Annotated in this window: 19 protein-coding genes; 2 read left to right on the top strand and 17 right to left on the bottom strand. The window is 29.2% G+C overall.

Annotated features, from left to right (window positions below; translation table 11 throughout):
* Window positions 1-237 precede the first annotated feature (237 nt).
* The gene (locus tag OREMA_RS0111645) at window positions 238-1,434 is read left to right on the top strand and encodes an IS256 family transposase (RefSeq protein WP_018248291.1); all 1,197 of its coding nucleotides are present in this window, start codon (window positions 238-240) and stop codon (window positions 1,432-1,434) included.
* A gap of 296 nt (window positions 1,435-1,730) precedes the next feature.
* Window positions 1,731-2,492 (top strand): hypothetical protein, encoded by a 762-nt coding sequence (locus OREMA_RS0111640; protein WP_018249444.1) that lies wholly within the window; start codon window positions 1,731-1,733, stop codon window positions 2,490-2,492.
* A gap of 58 nt (window positions 2,493-2,550) precedes the next feature.
* Here OREMA_RS0111640 and OREMA_RS18685 read toward each other — a convergent pair whose 3' ends face one another.
* From OREMA_RS18685 to OREMA_RS0111555, 17 genes are all read right to left on the bottom strand, one after another.
* Entirely contained in the window at window positions 2,551-2,673 is a 123-nt protein-coding gene (locus tag OREMA_RS18685; protein WP_018249443.1) for a cyclic lactone autoinducer peptide, read from the bottom strand.
* Window positions 2,648-3,301, bottom strand: coding sequence for an accessory gene regulator ArgB-like protein (locus OREMA_RS0111630; protein ID WP_018249442.1), 654 nt, complete (start codon window positions 3,299-3,301; stop codon window positions 2,648-2,650). Before OREMA_RS0111630 ends, OREMA_RS18685 begins: the two co-directional genes overlap by 26 nt.
* 311 nt (window positions 3,302-3,612) lie before the next feature.
* The gene (locus OREMA_RS0111625; RefSeq protein ID WP_018249441.1) at window positions 3,613-4,089 is read right to left on the bottom strand and encodes a hypothetical protein; all 477 of its coding nucleotides are present in this window, start codon (window positions 4,087-4,089) and stop codon (window positions 3,613-3,615) included.
* A 24-nt stretch (window positions 4,090-4,113) separates the two neighbouring features.
* Window positions 4,114-4,980, bottom strand: coding sequence for a sensor histidine kinase (locus tag OREMA_RS0111620; protein ID WP_157280069.1), 867 nt, complete (start codon window positions 4,978-4,980; stop codon window positions 4,114-4,116).
* 328 nt (window positions 4,981-5,308) lie between these two features.
* Window positions 5,309-6,643: a replicative DNA helicase gene (dnaB, locus tag OREMA_RS0111615; protein ID WP_018249439.1), complete on the bottom strand. Its 1,335-nt coding sequence runs from the start codon at window positions 6,641-6,643 to the stop codon at window positions 5,309-5,311.
* A 14-nt stretch (window positions 6,644-6,657) separates the two neighbouring features.
* A complete protein-coding gene (gene lonC, locus OREMA_RS17710) occupies window positions 6,658-8,526 on the bottom strand; it encodes a Lon family ATP-dependent protease (RefSeq protein WP_083900119.1) in 1,869 nt (622 codons plus the stop codon).
* A gap of 18 nt (window positions 8,527-8,544) precedes the next feature.
* Window positions 8,545-8,991 (bottom strand): 50S ribosomal protein L9, encoded by a 447-nt coding sequence (rplI, locus tag OREMA_RS0111605; RefSeq protein WP_018249437.1) that lies wholly within the window; start codon window positions 8,989-8,991, stop codon window positions 8,545-8,547.
* Between the two features lie 71 nt (window positions 8,992-9,062).
* Window positions 9,063-9,965: a DUF2232 domain-containing protein gene (locus tag OREMA_RS0111600; protein WP_018249436.1), complete on the bottom strand. Its 903-nt coding sequence runs from the start codon at window positions 9,963-9,965 to the stop codon at window positions 9,063-9,065.
* Window positions 9,966-9,977: 12 nt separating this feature from the next.
* Window positions 9,978-10,295, bottom strand: a complete 318-nt coding sequence (locus OREMA_RS0111595) for a MazG-like family protein (RefSeq protein ID WP_018249435.1) — start codon at window positions 10,293-10,295, stop codon at window positions 9,978-9,980.
* A gap of 105 nt (window positions 10,296-10,400) precedes the next feature.
* The gene (gene rpsR / locus OREMA_RS0111590) at window positions 10,401-10,619 is read right to left on the bottom strand and encodes a 30S ribosomal protein S18 (RefSeq protein WP_018249434.1); all 219 of its coding nucleotides are present in this window, start codon (window positions 10,617-10,619) and stop codon (window positions 10,401-10,403) included.
* Between the two features lie 23 nt (window positions 10,620-10,642).
* The gene (locus tag OREMA_RS0111585; RefSeq protein ID WP_018249433.1) at window positions 10,643-11,065 is read right to left on the bottom strand and encodes a single-stranded DNA-binding protein; all 423 of its coding nucleotides are present in this window, start codon (window positions 11,063-11,065) and stop codon (window positions 10,643-10,645) included.
* A 22-nt stretch (window positions 11,066-11,087) separates the two neighbouring features.
* A complete protein-coding gene (gene rpsF / locus OREMA_RS0111580) occupies window positions 11,088-11,372 on the bottom strand; it encodes a 30S ribosomal protein S6 (protein ID WP_018249432.1) in 285 nt (94 codons plus the stop codon).
* Between the two features lie 127 nt (window positions 11,373-11,499).
* On the bottom strand, window positions 11,500-12,597 hold the full coding sequence (gene ychF, locus OREMA_RS0111575; protein WP_018249431.1) for a redox-regulated ATPase YchF: 1,098 nt from the start codon (window positions 12,595-12,597) through the stop codon (window positions 11,500-11,502).
* Window positions 12,598-12,646: 49 nt separating this feature from the next.
* Window positions 12,647-12,829, bottom strand: coding sequence for a DUF951 domain-containing protein (locus OREMA_RS0111570; RefSeq protein ID WP_018249430.1), 183 nt, complete (start codon window positions 12,827-12,829; stop codon window positions 12,647-12,649).
* 125 nt (window positions 12,830-12,954) lie between these two features.
* Window positions 12,955-13,824, bottom strand: coding sequence for a mechanosensitive ion channel family protein (locus OREMA_RS0111565; RefSeq protein WP_018249429.1), 870 nt, complete (start codon window positions 13,822-13,824; stop codon window positions 12,955-12,957).
* A gap of 5 nt (window positions 13,825-13,829) precedes the next feature.
* Window positions 13,830-14,963, bottom strand: coding sequence for an alanine racemase (gene alr / locus OREMA_RS0111560; protein ID WP_018249428.1), 1,134 nt, complete (start codon window positions 14,961-14,963; stop codon window positions 13,830-13,832).
* Between the two features lie 46 nt (window positions 14,964-15,009).
* Window positions 15,010-16,050: a YkvI family membrane protein gene (locus OREMA_RS0111555; RefSeq protein WP_407667769.1), complete on the bottom strand. Its 1,041-nt coding sequence runs from the start codon at window positions 16,048-16,050 to the stop codon at window positions 15,010-15,012.
* Between the last annotated feature and the right edge of the window lie 55 nt (window positions 16,051-16,105).

The raw sequence follows: 16,105 nt of genomic DNA, 5'->3' as shown, positions 1-16,105 counted from the left end.
ATGAAGCTTTTGAAGATCAACTAAGAGAAATTCTATATAACTAATTAACCAAATTATTACAGTTTGAAACTAGTTCAATTTAATATTGCAATTTAAGAAATTATTTAAAGATAGTGTACAATATTGTGTGTAAATGTCCTGAGGACATTAAGAATTAAAACAGAAAAAGGAATCCTCTTTAAAATGGTTGAAATAATTGTTATCCCAAACAAAACTCAACCTTAAGGAGGATTCCCTATGAATAGTATAATAGAAAATCTATTATCAGGTCAAGAAAATTTAGATAACAACTTAGACAGTCTTTTATTAAATTTAATTAAAAACTTTTTAGAACTATTACTTCAAAGTGAAATTACTGAATTTCTAGGCTATCAAAAATACAACACTAAAGGTAATAATTCAGGAAATAGTCGTAATGGTTCATATAATCGTGGTCTTCACACTAAATACGGTAAAATTGAAAACTTAAATATACCTAGAGATCGTAATGGTGAATTTAATACTGCTCTTTTTCAACCTCATCAAACACGTGATCAACTCTTAGAAGAGATGATTGTAATGATGTACGCTAGAGGGCTTTCGACTAGAGATATTGCTGATGTTATTGAAAAAATGTATGGTCATCATTATTCACCGTCTACTATTAGCAATATAACTGACATTGCCATTGAAGAAATTGAAAAATGGCGTAATAGAAAGTTGAAAGAACGTTATAGTGTAATTTTTATTGATGGAACAAGTGTTAAAGTTCGTCGTGACCATGTAGATAATGAATCAATCTATGTTATTATAGGCATTGATGAAGAAGGATATAGAGAAATCCTTGATTTTTATATAGCACCTACTGAATCTGCTAGTGTTTGGGAAGAACAATTATCTAAATTAAAATCTAGAGGTGTTCAACAAGTATTACTTGGTGTTATTGATGGTCTACCAGGCTTAAGAGATGCATTTTTAAAAGTATTTCCTAAAGCTGATATCCAAAGGTGTGTAGTTCATAAATTACGCAATACTGCTTCAAAGGTTCGTAAAAAGCATCTAGAAGATATTATGGATGATTTAAAGCCTATTTATAAAGCTTTGACTCTAGAGCAAGCTGAAAAAGCTTTAAATGAGTTTATAGCTAAGTGGCAATCAATTTATCCAGAAGTAACTGATAGTTGGTTAGATGATAAATATGATCTTTTAGCTTTTTATAAATATCCAGAATCCATTAGAAAATCTATATATACTACAAACTGGATTGAAAGAACTAATAAAGAAATTAAGAAAAGACTTAAACCCACCAATAGTTTACCAAATATAACAGCAGCAGAAAAATTAGTTTATCTTACAGTTATTAATTATAATGACCGTTGGTCTCAACGACGAATGAAAGGTTTTTTGCAAGCTAAGGATGACATTATTCAACTTTTTAAAGAGAGATACCAATGATTTCTTAAATCTATTTACACAAAACATTTGACATCATCAATTTAAAATTATTATTCATAATTGTTATGCTTATACTTTTCAAAACAATAATCAATTAAACCAAATTCACCTTAATTTTAGATAAAGAGTTATTTATTTTTATACCACAGCTAATTTAAATCGTAAAATTTATCTATCAATTTAAAAAATGTAAATCTAAAGGACTTTTATGTAACTATGTGTAATTATTACATATATTCTTTTTTTGTCAATTTATTTACTCAAAAATTGTAGAAAATAATTTGAAGGAGGAAAAAATGAAAAAATTAATAATTTTATTTATTTTTGTAACTCTTTTGTTTATATCTCAAAATACATTCGCTAAAAATTTTGAAGTAATAGGAAAGCTAACTTATAATACTTTTGATTTAATCAAATATAGTAAAGGAAAAGAAATATCTATCTACAATGACAAAGAAACAGAAGAAAGTTTTAGAGATCAAGCTGAAAAAGGCTCTGGATATTATCTAGGTCTAATTTATTGGTTTAATGAAAAATGGGGCGTTGAAGGTGGATTTGATTTAGCAGAAAGCACTTATGATGGAACATGCCCTAAAGAAACTGCTAACACATTAGCTTTTGATGTAGATCGAGAAATAACTACTCAAAAATTATATGGTCCCTATTTTGGACTTGCCTATTCTATCAATGAAATTTTTAGACTTAAAGCTGGAATATTGCGTTATTATTTAAAACAAGATGATACTTTCAAAAATAATGGACAAACTATGCTATCTTCTACAATTGCAGAATGTAAAGGAAAAGGAGCACTTTTAGGCGGAGAGGTAAATTATCCAATTAAAGAAAATATCTTATTAACTGCTGATTTTAATTATCGTATAGCAAAAGTAAGCTTAAGCAAAGTTGCTCATTTTATTGTTGATGAATCAGGTAAAATGGTAGATGTCGGAGAGCTAGAAGATTATGATGAAGACCACCCTCTTTATGCGGTAGGCGGAAAACAAGAATCTGAAATGAATGGGTTTCGACTGGGCATTTCTCTTTCCTACTTATTCTAAATTTCATTGGCTAATCCAAAATAAAGGCTTGTCCAATTGGACAAGCCTTTATTTTGGATTACTTATCTTCTTTCAAAGCATTTGGTACTTCAGGTTGATAAACAAAATAAAAGCTAGCAGACTTTGAACTTCTTTTTGCTACTCCTTTTAATACTTTAGATATTAATTTTTTGCTCTTCATTTTTACCCCTCCTATCTTTATTTAATAAGTCAATTAATTTATACGCTAAAGGGGTTATTGTAAATAACTGCCAAATAACCCCTAATAGCCCAGCTAGAATAAACTGATATAAATCATTTTTTAATAAGAGAATAAGATAAGAAATAAAAACTATAATAAATAAAATCATGAAAGAGTATCTCTTGAGTCTATATCTTCTTTCTATCGAATTAATAGGATTTTGTTCTACTTCTGCCGGAGCATAAAAGAAAATTATAATAGAACCAACTATAAGAGCTAGTAATAAAATAATAAATAAACTATCCTGTAATCCTATTCCAGCATAAGAAGCTAATAAACCTAATAAGACAAAAACAACTGTACTTATTGTAATACATTGTTTATAAGTAGCAGCATGAATCCCTCCAGAAAAAAATCTCAGTATTGATGCAACAATAGCTGCTATTATTGAAAATCTAGCAACTCCAAGTAATGATGAACAAACAATTATAAAAATTGATGTAATAGTTGTAGATAATACTGCCATTAATCCAAAGATTAGTATTTCTTTATCATCTGCTTGATAATCTTTAAAGAAATAATTTATAAGCTTTTGACTAATAAGTTCAAGACTATTTTTCCCCTCCATATTAACCCCTCTTCTTTGTAAAAATTACTATTATCTACTTATTTATTTATATTGTACCATTAAATTACATATTAATCAACCTTCAATTTCTTTTTTTTACTTTATAATTATAATATTACAAAAAATTACATCAAGAGGTGCAAATATAATATGATTAATTGATAAAATCAGACAAAAAAGGTAAAATTAGAGGAGGATGTTATGATTTCTAGCAGATAATATTAAGTTAAATAAAAGAAGAGAATCATAAATTCTATGGACAATAATTATTAAATTTATAAAATAAACATTTTCTTTTATAAATTATTACTTCAATCTCTAAGCTTAGATGCTTTTTCATTAAATATTTTAAGATCAAACTTATAAATTGCTAATGCTGTAATTAACAAGGGGATTTTAGCCCCATAAACTACCATAAAGTATAATTTTAAATTATTATTTATTTCTTCTATATCAACTCCCAAGGAATTAACCATTAAAGAAAAAGTAAAGGTTTCTCCTATAAAGAGAAGAATAAAGCTAATAAACATGGAAATAATTATTTTCATAATATCAACTTCTAATAGATAGTTTATTGAGAAAATTATTATAATTAGGCCTATAAAAGTATGTAAACCAAATAGATCTAAATATTCTCTGATAAAAGCTAAAATAAACAGATTTATCATTCCTACTTTTATATATTCCTCGACTGACATCCTAAGGCCTAATAAACCTACAGAAACATATAATAGTAATAAAACTTCAGGAAAACCATTAAATATAAATTTAACTAATGATAATTTCATTAGTTCACCTCCTATGTTTTTAAATTATCTATCTCTACTAACCTTCTTAAGGTAACATAAAAACTCTGTTCCATAGCCAGGTTTACTCTCTAATTTTAATTTACCTCCAAATTCTTCAATTAAAGACTTAATAATATATAAACCAAACCCTCTTTCTTCACCTTTAGTAGAAAAACCTGGTTCAAAGATCTTTGCTTTTAAATCATCTCCAATAACTGATCTACTATTATAAACAGATAATAAATATTCTTCTCCTTTATCTATTCCTTTAACTATGATAATTCCCTTAATCTCAGCATCCTTAACAGCATCAATAGCATTATCAATTAAATTAGAAAGAACTCTAAATAATTTATCAATGGGGAAATTAACCTCTTCAACCCCTACTTCAACCCTACAGTCAAATTTTATCCCTACTTTGGATGCTTCTAACTTTTTAGAAATTAGAATTGAATCAAGAATAGAGTCAGACAGAATATCTTCTTTGAAATTAATCCTGGATAAATCTTTATTCAAAGATTTTATATAATCTTTTGCTTGATTCTTTTTATCTAACTGTATCATTCCATAAATCGTCTGTAAATGGTTTAAGAAATCATGTTTTTGACTTCTTAAGCTATCAATTAATTTTTTATTCTCTTTTAATTTAACTTGCTGAATCTTAAATTCAGTCTCATATTCGACCATTTTATGTAACTCTGCAACCATGATTATTGATAAGATAGATAAACCAACTACCACAAAAATTATTATATTTAGCAATTTATCATAAGATACTCCAAATAATTCCACTTCATTCCAGCATGTTATAAATAATAATAATAAGGTCTGAGTTAATAAGATAATCATCACTTGATATAAACTTTTTTTATTAAAATTATCCACTAGCATCACCACCAAAAAATAAATATACCTCAAATTGAGATACTACTTAAATTAATACTTTCGACTTTAATTGACAAATTCCTTTATATTCAAGAAGAAAGCAATGATATCCTAATTTATACATAATATTTTTATGAATACTTATCTCGAACAATAAAATATATATAATAAAACTTTAAATATTTGCTTATTTAATAATACAAAATCAAATATATCAAAATTATTGCTTTTATTACATTTAATTCTTTATTTATTAATAAAAACCTTTACATTTTGTTTAATACTATAAAAAAAGAGCAAAATAATCAGCTAGCTGATTATTTTGCTCTTAAATTTATTTCTCTTCTCTTCTAGATAAATCCACAAACTTTGTATATTCTTTTTGAAAGGCTAATTCAACAGTTCCAACTGGTCCATTACGCTGCTTTCCTATAATAATTTCTGTGATTCCTGCTCTTTCAGAGTCAGGATTATAATAATCATCTCTATAAATAAAAGCTACCACATCAGCATCCTGTTCAATAGAACCACTTGATCTCAAGTCACTAAGCTGTGGTCTCTTATCATTTCTTTGCTCTACAGCACGACTTAGCTGAGAAAGTGAAACAACTGGCACATTTAATTCACGTGCTAATCCTTTCAAAGAACGAGAGATATTAGATACCTCTTGTTGTCTACTCTCAGTAGCTCCACTTCCAGTCATTAACTGTAAGTAATCTATTAGGATTAAATCTAATCCATGTTCAGCTTGAATTCTTCTTGCCTTAGCTCTCATCTCCATTACTGTTATTCCTGGAGTATCATCAATAAATATTTTAGACTCTCCTAAACGTCCTGCACCTTGAGATATTCTACGCCAATCAGTATCATTTAAGAATCCTGTTCTTAATCGATGACTATCTACTTGTGCTTCAGAACATAACATTCTTTGTACCAATTGAGACTTAGACATCTCTAATGAGAATATAGCTACAGATTGCTTTTCTTTTACTGCAGCATGTTGAGCAATATTAAGTGCTAAAGCAGTTTTCCCCATACTTGGACGGGCAGCTAAGATAATTAAATCTGATCTCTGTAACCCAGAAGTCATCTTATCCAAATCTCTAAATCCAGTAGCAATTCCTGTAACATCACCTTTATTATTATAAAGCTGTTCTAGATTATCAAAAGTCTCCATTAGAATATCTTTAATCCCATCAAAGCTTTGTACCGTTCTTCTTTGAGAAATATTAAATATTAATTGTTCTGAACTATCTAAAATAGTATCTATTTCTTCATCGCCTTTATAGCCTAATTGAGCAATTTGATCAGCAGTTTTAATTAATCTTCTCAAAATTGCCTTTTCTTCTACAATTTTTGCATAATGTTCTACATTAGCTGCTGTAGGAACACTGTTAACCAAAGAGGTAATATAAGAAGCTCCACCAATCGCTTCTAACTGTTCTTCTTCTCTTAATTCCTGACTAATAGTAACTAAATCAACTGGTTCTCCTCTATCGAATAATTTATTAATAACATTAAAAATAGTAGTATGGGCCTCACGATAAAAATCCTGTGGTTTTAATATCTCTATTACTTTAGCTATTGCATCACGATCTAACAACATAGAACCTAAAGTAGATTTTTCTGCCTCTATACTATTTGGAGGAACCCTATCCATAACTTCCATACTGTAACCTCCTTTTAGCCATCCAACATCTTATCTAATACTTCGTGAATATCAGTTACCTGGCTTACTTTAATCTTCATATTATTTAGACTAACTTTATTATCAACTGGAATTAATACTTCTTTCACTCCTGATTGATATGCACCATAAGTTTTCTCAATTACACCACCAACAGGTTTTACCTTTCCATGCAAAGAAATTTCACCGGTGATAGCCATATCTTGACGAACTGGAATATCTTGTAATGCGCTAATAATAGCCACTGAAATAGCTGTTCCAGCTGATGGTCCGTCTACTTGTCCTCCGCCGACAATATTGATATGAATATCATAATCCTTAATATCTTTGCCTGTAACCTTACGAATTACAGAAGCAGCATTAAATATTGAATCTTTAGTCATACTTCCTGCAGTTTGATTAAAACGCAAATTACCTTTACCTTCTTTATTAGCAGGAAAAGCAATAGCCTCCACTTCTAGTACAGAACCTAAAAATCCACTAACTCCTAATCCCAATACTCTACCTACTTGACTTTCATGGCTTGCTTCTTTCTTATTAATTGCTACTAATCTGCTTAACTTGACAGCTTCTAATACTTCCTCGATACTAATCTTATCTTTTTTATAATATAAACTAAGATTATATGCGTCCATTAAAATATTAACAGCTTGTCTTCCTTGGATAGTATATTGGCTAATTAGTTCTGCAACTCCATCAGATACTTTTATATCCAACTTACTTACAGCTTGATTAACTATCTTAATTATATCATCTTTAGTTAATGGTTCAAAAAATATACTAGTAGTTCTAGAACGTAGCGCTGGATTTAAATCTTGGGGACTTCTTGTAGTTGCTCCTATCAAAATAAAATCTGCAGGAGCTCCATCCGTAAATAATTTTCTTATATATTGAGGAACATTTTCATCATCTGGATCATAGTAAGAAGAATCAAAATTTACTCTTTTATCCTCTAAAACTTTTAATAATTTATTCTGTAAGATAGGATCTAATTCACCAATTTCGTCTATAAATAAAACTCCACCATGAGCTTTAGTAACTAGACCTAACTTTGGTTCCGGTATTCCTTCTTGAGCTAATTTACCCTTAGCACCTTGATAAATCGGATCATGAACAGAACCCAGTAATGGATTTGTTACTTCGCGAGGATCCCAACGTAAAGTTGTAGCATCAACTTCAACAAATTTGGAATCTGTATGAAAAGGAGTTTCTTTCATTTTTTTAGCCATATTTAATACTAAACGAGCAGCCGTTGTCTTACCTACACCTGGTGGTCCATGAATAATAATATGCTGAGGATAAGGAGACACTAATTTAGCCAATAATGCTTTAATCCCTCTTTCCTGTCCAACAATTTCTTCCAAAGATTGAGGTCTTAGTAAATTAGTGGCTGAAACATTTAGTCCCTTTTCTTCTAAAGACTCTAGCTCAATATACTTCTTTAAGTTAGCAGGATTATCCACAGTATCTTCTTGAGACTCTTCTTTAATTATTTCTTCTTTAATTTCTTTAATATATTCTTGATGTCTTAATTCTAACTTTTTATTAATCTTTTTTTCCAAGTTTTCTTTAACTAATTTTTTAGACAAATTTTCAACTAAATTATCTTCTAACTCATTAACAAGTTCTAATCTCTTAGAAAAATCTTCTGGAACTTTATCTAACATCGGATGATCAAAAACAATTTTTTGTAAAGCAATTAACTGATCTTCTATTTCTTCAGATTCTAATATATCTAATATGTCTAATTTTCCTGCTTTCAATAGTAATCTTTCTGTTCCATATAATTCAGATAAAAGATCAAAAAGAGCAGTTATTTTATTTTTTAACTGCTCTTTTTGATCTTTATTTTGCTTTTGCACCATAAGATCACCTTTCTAATTTTAGGCTTCAGTTACCTTTATCTTTACTTTTGCAGTTACACCTTTATGTAACTTGATACTAACCTTTTTAGTTCCTAAAGTTCTAATATTATCAGCAAGTTCTATTTTTCTTTTATCGATCTTTTCTCCAATTTCTTTCTTAATTTTATTTGCTATATCTTTAGAAGTTACTGAACCAAATAACCGCCCATTATCTCCTGCCTTTACTTTAATAGTAAAAATTTTATTTTCTAATTTTTTAGCTTTTTCTTTGGCTTCCTCTAATTCTCTTCTTGCCTGGCGCTTCTTAGCTTTCTTCTTCTGCTTTAAATTATGAACATTTCCTTCATTAGCTTTTTTAGCTAATCCACGTGGAATTAAATAATTACGTGCATGTCCATCAGAAGCTTCAACAATCTCTCCTTTTTTACCTAATCCTTTAACATTCTTTTCTAAGATAACTTTCATAATACCCCTCCATTATCTCTTATTATATAATAAAGACTACTCTATGACAATAAACTATTAATAACATGAAATTAACTTTTATCTAATTTGCGAAAATCAATCCAGAGATCGAAAAATCCTATAATAAAAAAGATCTGACTAACAAAAGGTAAAAAGAAAATTACAATTAGAATAATTAGTGAATTTTTCACTTTTTTCTTAACAAAGTAAGAATAGACAACTGCTAAACCTTCAAATAAAATCATAAAATTTATAATAATTAAAGAATTTTGTATGAATACTATCAATATCTCTTCCTTAGATAATGATAATAATAAGCGAAATAATATATAAATAACTGCTAAATACTTAGAATATCTGAGTTTCCTTAATGAAAAGAAAAATTTATAATTATATCCTATTCTATCTAATATTTTAACACTAAAATAATAATTAATAACAGCAGTAAAAAGCCCCACTAATAAAAATAGTGCTGGAAAGACAACCTTTATTAAATTAATTAATTGAGAAAATATCTGATTAAATTGAGTCATATACTGCTCAGAAACGCCAAGTTGTTTATAAATATCTGAAGACAGATCAAATATACCTTCTATCTCTTTAAATATATCTATATCTAATATGTAGGTATTAACAGCTAAAATTAGTAATAATGACACTACTGTAGCAATAGTTCCTACCATTACAATTGCTTTAGGAGAAAAATCTTCTTCAAAAGCAGCTCCCATACTAACTCCTATTAATCCAGTTGATAATAGGGAAATCACCAACATCATAGGATTCATTAATATACCTAGAATGACCGCTACTAGTAAACTACTCATTATACTTACTTTTGTTTCCCATCTTACAGATAATATAATTAAGGGTAAAGGAGCTATAATTCCTATAAAAGGAAGAATAGAACCCAAAAAGACTAATATCACTGTAATTCCTGTTAATAAAGCTCCTTCTACTATTGCCTTTGTTTGCACATAGACCACCTCTTAATTCCGGTCTTTTAAGTGTTCTAATAACTCACTTAAATCACCATACCATGCTTCTATTTGATGCTTATTATTAATATTTACCTCTATCTGCTTTTCTAACTTCCTATCTAATTGATCAAAAGAATAACCTAACCTTTTAGCCAATAAATAAGTAGACATAATTATATTTGTTAAAATTTCTAATAATTTAGTTTCATTTTGCTTAATCATAACTCTAAATAACAAAGATATATTAGCAAGCAATTCACTTTTTAGCCATTCAATTATTTTTAGGTTCTTAGTTATAGAACCTTCTATAGCTTTAAACTTCTTCATCAGGAACCCCCTAATAAAAATATCAATAATCTAATTCTACTTTAAGGTTATTTTTTCCTGCATAGTTAAAAAATAAAAGGAGGCACAAAAATGCCCCCTTCTGTTTTAGTCAATTTTATAAGGTAATAAAGCAATATTTCTTGCTCTTTTAATTGCTGTAGTTAGTTCTCTTTGATGTTTTGCACAGTTACCAGAAATTCTTCTTGGTAATATTTTCCCGCGATCAGTAATATATTTACGTAAAAATTTAACTTTTTTATAATCGATTTTATCTACTTTATTAACACAAAAATCACATGATTTTCTTCTTCTTCCGCGCGCCATTTATTTTCCCTCCTTTTCTAATTTTAAAAAGGGACCTCTATATCTTCTTCCATAGATTGCATATTATTATTGCTATTAGTATTATTATTACTGTTAGTGTTACTGTTATTATTTCTATTATTATTGCTAGACCAATCCAAAAATCTAACACTATTAGCTACAATCTCTGTAACTTTTCTTCTCTGTCCCTCATTTGTTTCATAATAACGAACTTGTAATCTTCCTTCAACTGCAACTAATCTTCCTTTTTCTAGGTGGTTTGCACATGTTTCTGCTTGCTTTCTCCAAACAACAATATCAACCCAATCTACATCTCTTTCACCTTGCTGATTCGTATAATCCCGTTCAACAGCTAAACTAAAGTTACATACCGCTGTACCATTAGGAGTATACCTTAATTCAGGGTCTGCCCCTAACCGGCCTATTAGAATAACTTTATTAAGCAAATTAAAACACCACCTTAGTTGATTATTCGTTTCTTAAAATTAAATAACGAAGGACATTATCATCAAGTTTATAAATTCTTTCTAACTCTTCAATAGTTGCTGGCTCACCTGTGAAATTAATTACTGTGTAATATCCAGTAGTATAGTCATTAATCTCATAAGCCAACTCTTTTGTTCCCCATTTATCAGTATTAGCTACTTCACCACCATTATCAGCAATTAAAGTAGTCATTTTCTCTACTACTGCTTCAGTAGCTTCTTCTCCTAAATCAGGTTTTACAATAAATATAGTTTCATATTTTCTCATCTCTTTCACCTCCCCATTTGGTCAATGGCCCCTCACGGAGCATGGAATAACATAATAAATTATAACACTTGTTCAACTACATTGCAACCATTTTTTATTTAGTTTTTTAGCTTTAGCTAACAATTAATTATACATTAAATTTAAAGTAACATACATCTCCATCTTCAACTATATAATCTTTTCCTTCTAATCTCAAAGTTCCTGCTTCTCTTGCTTTAGCAAAAGAACCTGCTGCAATTAAATCTTCATAGCTAACTACTTCAGCTTTGATAAATCCTCTTTGCATATCAGTATGAATGACTCCAGCAGCTTCTGGGGCTGTAGCACCTCTTTTAACAGTCCAAGCTCTAACTTCTTTCTCTCCAGCAGTAAAATATGTTATTAAACCTAGTAATTCATATCCAGCTCTAATTAATTTATCCAGACCCGACTCTTTTATACCTAACTCTTCTAAGAACATCTCTTTTTCTTCTCCATCTAATTCAGCAATTTCAGCTTCTATACGTGCACTAATTGTAACAACCTTTGCTTCTTCTTCTGATGCTTTTTCTCTAACTTTAGCTACTAATTCATTATCTTCTTTTCCAATCTCATCTTCAGATACATTTGCTGCATAAAGGACTGGCTTTAAAGTTAATAAATTTAAATCTCTAATTAATTTTTCTTCATCTTCAGATAAACCAGCACTTCTAGCAGGTTTACCATCTTCTAATATAGGAGATAATTTCTCTAAAACAGCCATCTGTTCTTTATAAATTTTATCTCCTGTTTTAAGCATTTTCTCAGTCCGATCTTTCTTCTTATTAACACTATCTAAATCAGCTAATATAAGTTCTAAATCTATAATTTCTATATCTCTTAAAGGATCTACTCCACCTTCAACATGGGTAATATTTTCATCTTCAAAACAACGTACTACATGTACAATAGCATCTACTTCACGAATATTACCTAAAAATTTATTACCTAAACCTTCTCCCTTACTAGCTCCCTTAACCAAACCAGCAATATCAACAAATTCAATTGCTGTAGGAACCTCCTTCTTAGGGTCTATTACTTCTGTTAACTTGTCCAATCTTTGGTCTGGAACCTCTACAATCCCAATATTAGGATCAATTGTACAGAATGGATAATTAGCAGATTCTGCTCCTGCTTCTGTAATCGCATTAAATAATGTCGACTTACCTACATTTGGTAACCCAACAATTCCACATTTCATTCCCATTTTACTTAAACATCCCCTTTATAATTTAGCTTTTAGCTACTAGCATTAGCTAGTGGCTAGTTACTTTCTTTTTAACACTCTTTTCAAATTTAGGACGCGAGAGCATAATAACTCTACCACACTCTAAACATTTTATTCTAAAATCCATTCCTGTTCGTAAGATTTCCCATCTATCCTCTCCACAAGGATGTTTTTTTCTAAATTGAACAATTTCACCAACAGAAAACTTCATTCTTACACCTCCTAAATTATTTAAATAAATACAAATCATTATAATCTATCTATCAGTATATAAATAATTAATACAAATTTCAAGATAGAAAAGAAAAGTTTAAGGTTAGATATCTAACCTTAAACTTAATCTTCCTTATTAATTAATACTAGATGATTATATGGAATATCAATTCCCTTCTCATCAAATCTTTCCTTAATTCTTTGTCTCATAATTCTTCCCATCTGCCATGATTCCATTGGCTCCACCATTGCAATTATCCTAATATTAACACTAGAACCAGCCAACTCTTGTACACCTTGTACTGTTGGTCCTTCTTTAATCACTGAATACTCTGCTTTTAATTCCTTAGATAGTTCTTTGAGTATATTAATTACTTCTGCAATATCTTGTCCATAATCAATTGGAGCATCAACTACTACCCTTCTTGCTTCTGAACTAAGATTTGTCACTTGTTCTATTTTTCCATTTGGGATAATATGTAAATCGCCATCAAAATTCTTAACTTTAGTTACCCTCAGTCCAATCTCTTGTACAATACCATCTATGTCTGATATTTTAATATAATCTCCTACAGAAAACTGTCTTTCAAATAGGATGAAAAATCCAGTTATAACATCTCGAACTAAGTTTTGAGCACCAAAACCTACAGCTAGTCCAACTACTCCTGCTCCAGCTAAAATAGGAGCAATAGGTACACCTACTACTTCTAAAGCTGTTGCTCCACCAATAAAATATAAGATATATCTTAAAGCACTTTTAAGAACTATCTTTAAGGTTTTATTTCTCCTTTTCACATTACTTTCATATGCTTCTTTCTCTTCAAATAAGCGGTCAATAACAAAATTCCCTAATCTTAAAAACATCTTTCCTGCTATTAAAATACCTGCTAATTGTAAAAATCCTAAACCAACCTTAGCTAATAAATCTGGGTTCAAAATTCTATCTAAAAATTCTCCCCATAATTCCTGAAACCTTACAGTAGTATTATTCATTATATTTATCCCTCCTTAATTGCAATTATTTCTCCATTCTCATAAAAAACTCTAGGAACTCTTGGAGCAATTCTACTAATTATTTCATAATTAATTGTATCTAGCTTAGTAGCTAACTCATTTACACTAACCTCTTCTTCTTTATCTTTACCTATTAGAGTCACTATATCACCAGCTTTAGCATCTAATCCTGTCAAATCAATCATCATTTGATCCATACATATTGTCCCAATTACTGGAGACCTATTTCCATTAAATAAGACTTCTGCTTTAGCAGATAAAGACCTTGAATAACCATCATGATATCCTACTGGTAAAGTACCTACCTTAGTTTTAGATTTAGTAATATAAGTACAACCATAACTAATTCCTCGTCCTTTTTCTATTTCTTTAACATGAACAAGCTTTGCCTTCCAACTTAATACTGGCTTTAAATTCAACTTATCTACTAATCTATTATCAGGATATAATCCATAGAGGATTATCCCCATTCTAACTAAATTGTAATGGGCTTCCGGAAAATTAATAATAGCAGCACTATTTGAACTATGGATTATCGGTATTCTTATATCATCTTCTTCTAAAGTTTTAATCAATTTATTTAATCTCTTTAGTTGCTTTAATGTATAATTTTTATCTGTATCAGCTTTTGCAAAATGAGTAAATAAACCTTCTATTTTTATATTAGGTAAATTAAAAATCCTTTTTATTTCTTCTTTAGCATTTTTGGGTAAAAAGCCAATCCGCCCCATTCCAGTATCTATTTTTATATGTATTTTTATATCTTTACCTAATTTTGATAGTTCCTTGGCCAAATTATAATCATAAACAGTAGGAGTTAAATTATATTTAACTATATTATCAATCTGTTCGTTAAGCAAAGTACCTAAAACTAAAATATTAGCATCTATTCCAGCATTACGCAACTCAATTCCCTCTGCTACTGTAGCTACTCCAAACCAATTTATACCTTCATAAAGTGCAGCTTTAGCTATTTCAACAGTACCATGCCCATAAGCATTTGCTTTAACAATAGCCATAATATCTGTGCTATTGTCTAATTTACTTCTAACTTCTCTTATATTATGCTTTAATGCATTTAAATCTATCTCTAACCAAGTAGGTCGTAAATTTTTCATACGTACAATTCCCCTTTTCTCAAAACTTTAATTCAAAACTACTATATTAACTTCTAATTATAAATTTCATAAAGTAATTAATAAATAATAATAAAAATAAACCTAAGCTTAATTTACCTATCTGGGGATAAATAAATTCAACCAAGCTAGAAAAAGGTAACTTTATAAAAGGAAGTATAAATAATACAATCATTAATATGATCTTCTTCTCAGATAACCTTATACTTAAAGTAAGTCGCTTAGTTAAAGCATATAAATTACAAGTAGCAGTAGTCAACATAGCCAACCACAAAGTTATAGAATATACATAATATAATTTAGGTTGATAATTAAATATTATTTCTAAAAGTGGGATCTGGCTATTGCTTACTTGAGGATAAAATTGATTTAATGTATAAGCAATTAGAAAAGCTAAGAAACCTAACAGTATTCCACCAAGAAAAATACCACTAAATAAATCTGTTTTTTTAATCCCTTCTGTTAAAGGAATCAAGACTGTCATAGAAAGAACAAAGTTATATCCGGTGTAAATTAAAGATGAAATTATCCAGTCTAAACTAAAATAATTTTCTATCTGGTCTAAATGAAAACCAGCTATTAAATTTCCTGTAATAATAATTGTTATAATAACTAATATTGGTATTAAAATAAAATTCAAACTCATAATTCCTTCTAATCCATAATAATTAGTCCAGATTACTATTAACAGGGTAGCTATTAAGCCAATATTAACTTTATAATTAAATAATTCATTACATATCTCCTTACTTCCTGCTAGCATTACAATTAAACTACCTAGTAGAAATAAAGTTAGGGTTATATCAGCTAAAAATCCAATTTTATTGCCACCTATAGTGTAAAACAATTCTTTATAGCTATTACAGTTCAATTTGGAGCTTATATAGATAATGATAACACCTAAAAAGCTAAATAACAACCCAGACAATAAAACCCCCATTAAACCTCTATTACCATAAGTCACAAAAAAATGAAGTATTTCTTGACCTGAAGCAAATCCTGCTCCTATAATAGCTCCAATATATGTTACAGCTACCCTAAAACTATTATTTCTCCTCAATTCACTCACTCCCCTATTAATTTATATGAGGAGGTTAGAAAATAAATTTAGGTAAAAATTTACA

Source organism: Orenia marismortui DSM 5156, from assembly GCF_000379025.1.
Lineage (GTDB): Bacteria > Bacillota > Halanaerobiia > Halobacteroidales > Halobacteroidaceae > Orenia > Orenia marismortui.
The sequence above is the reverse complement of the archived record's forward strand: the minus strand, read 5'-3'. Positions and strand labels throughout refer to the sequence as shown.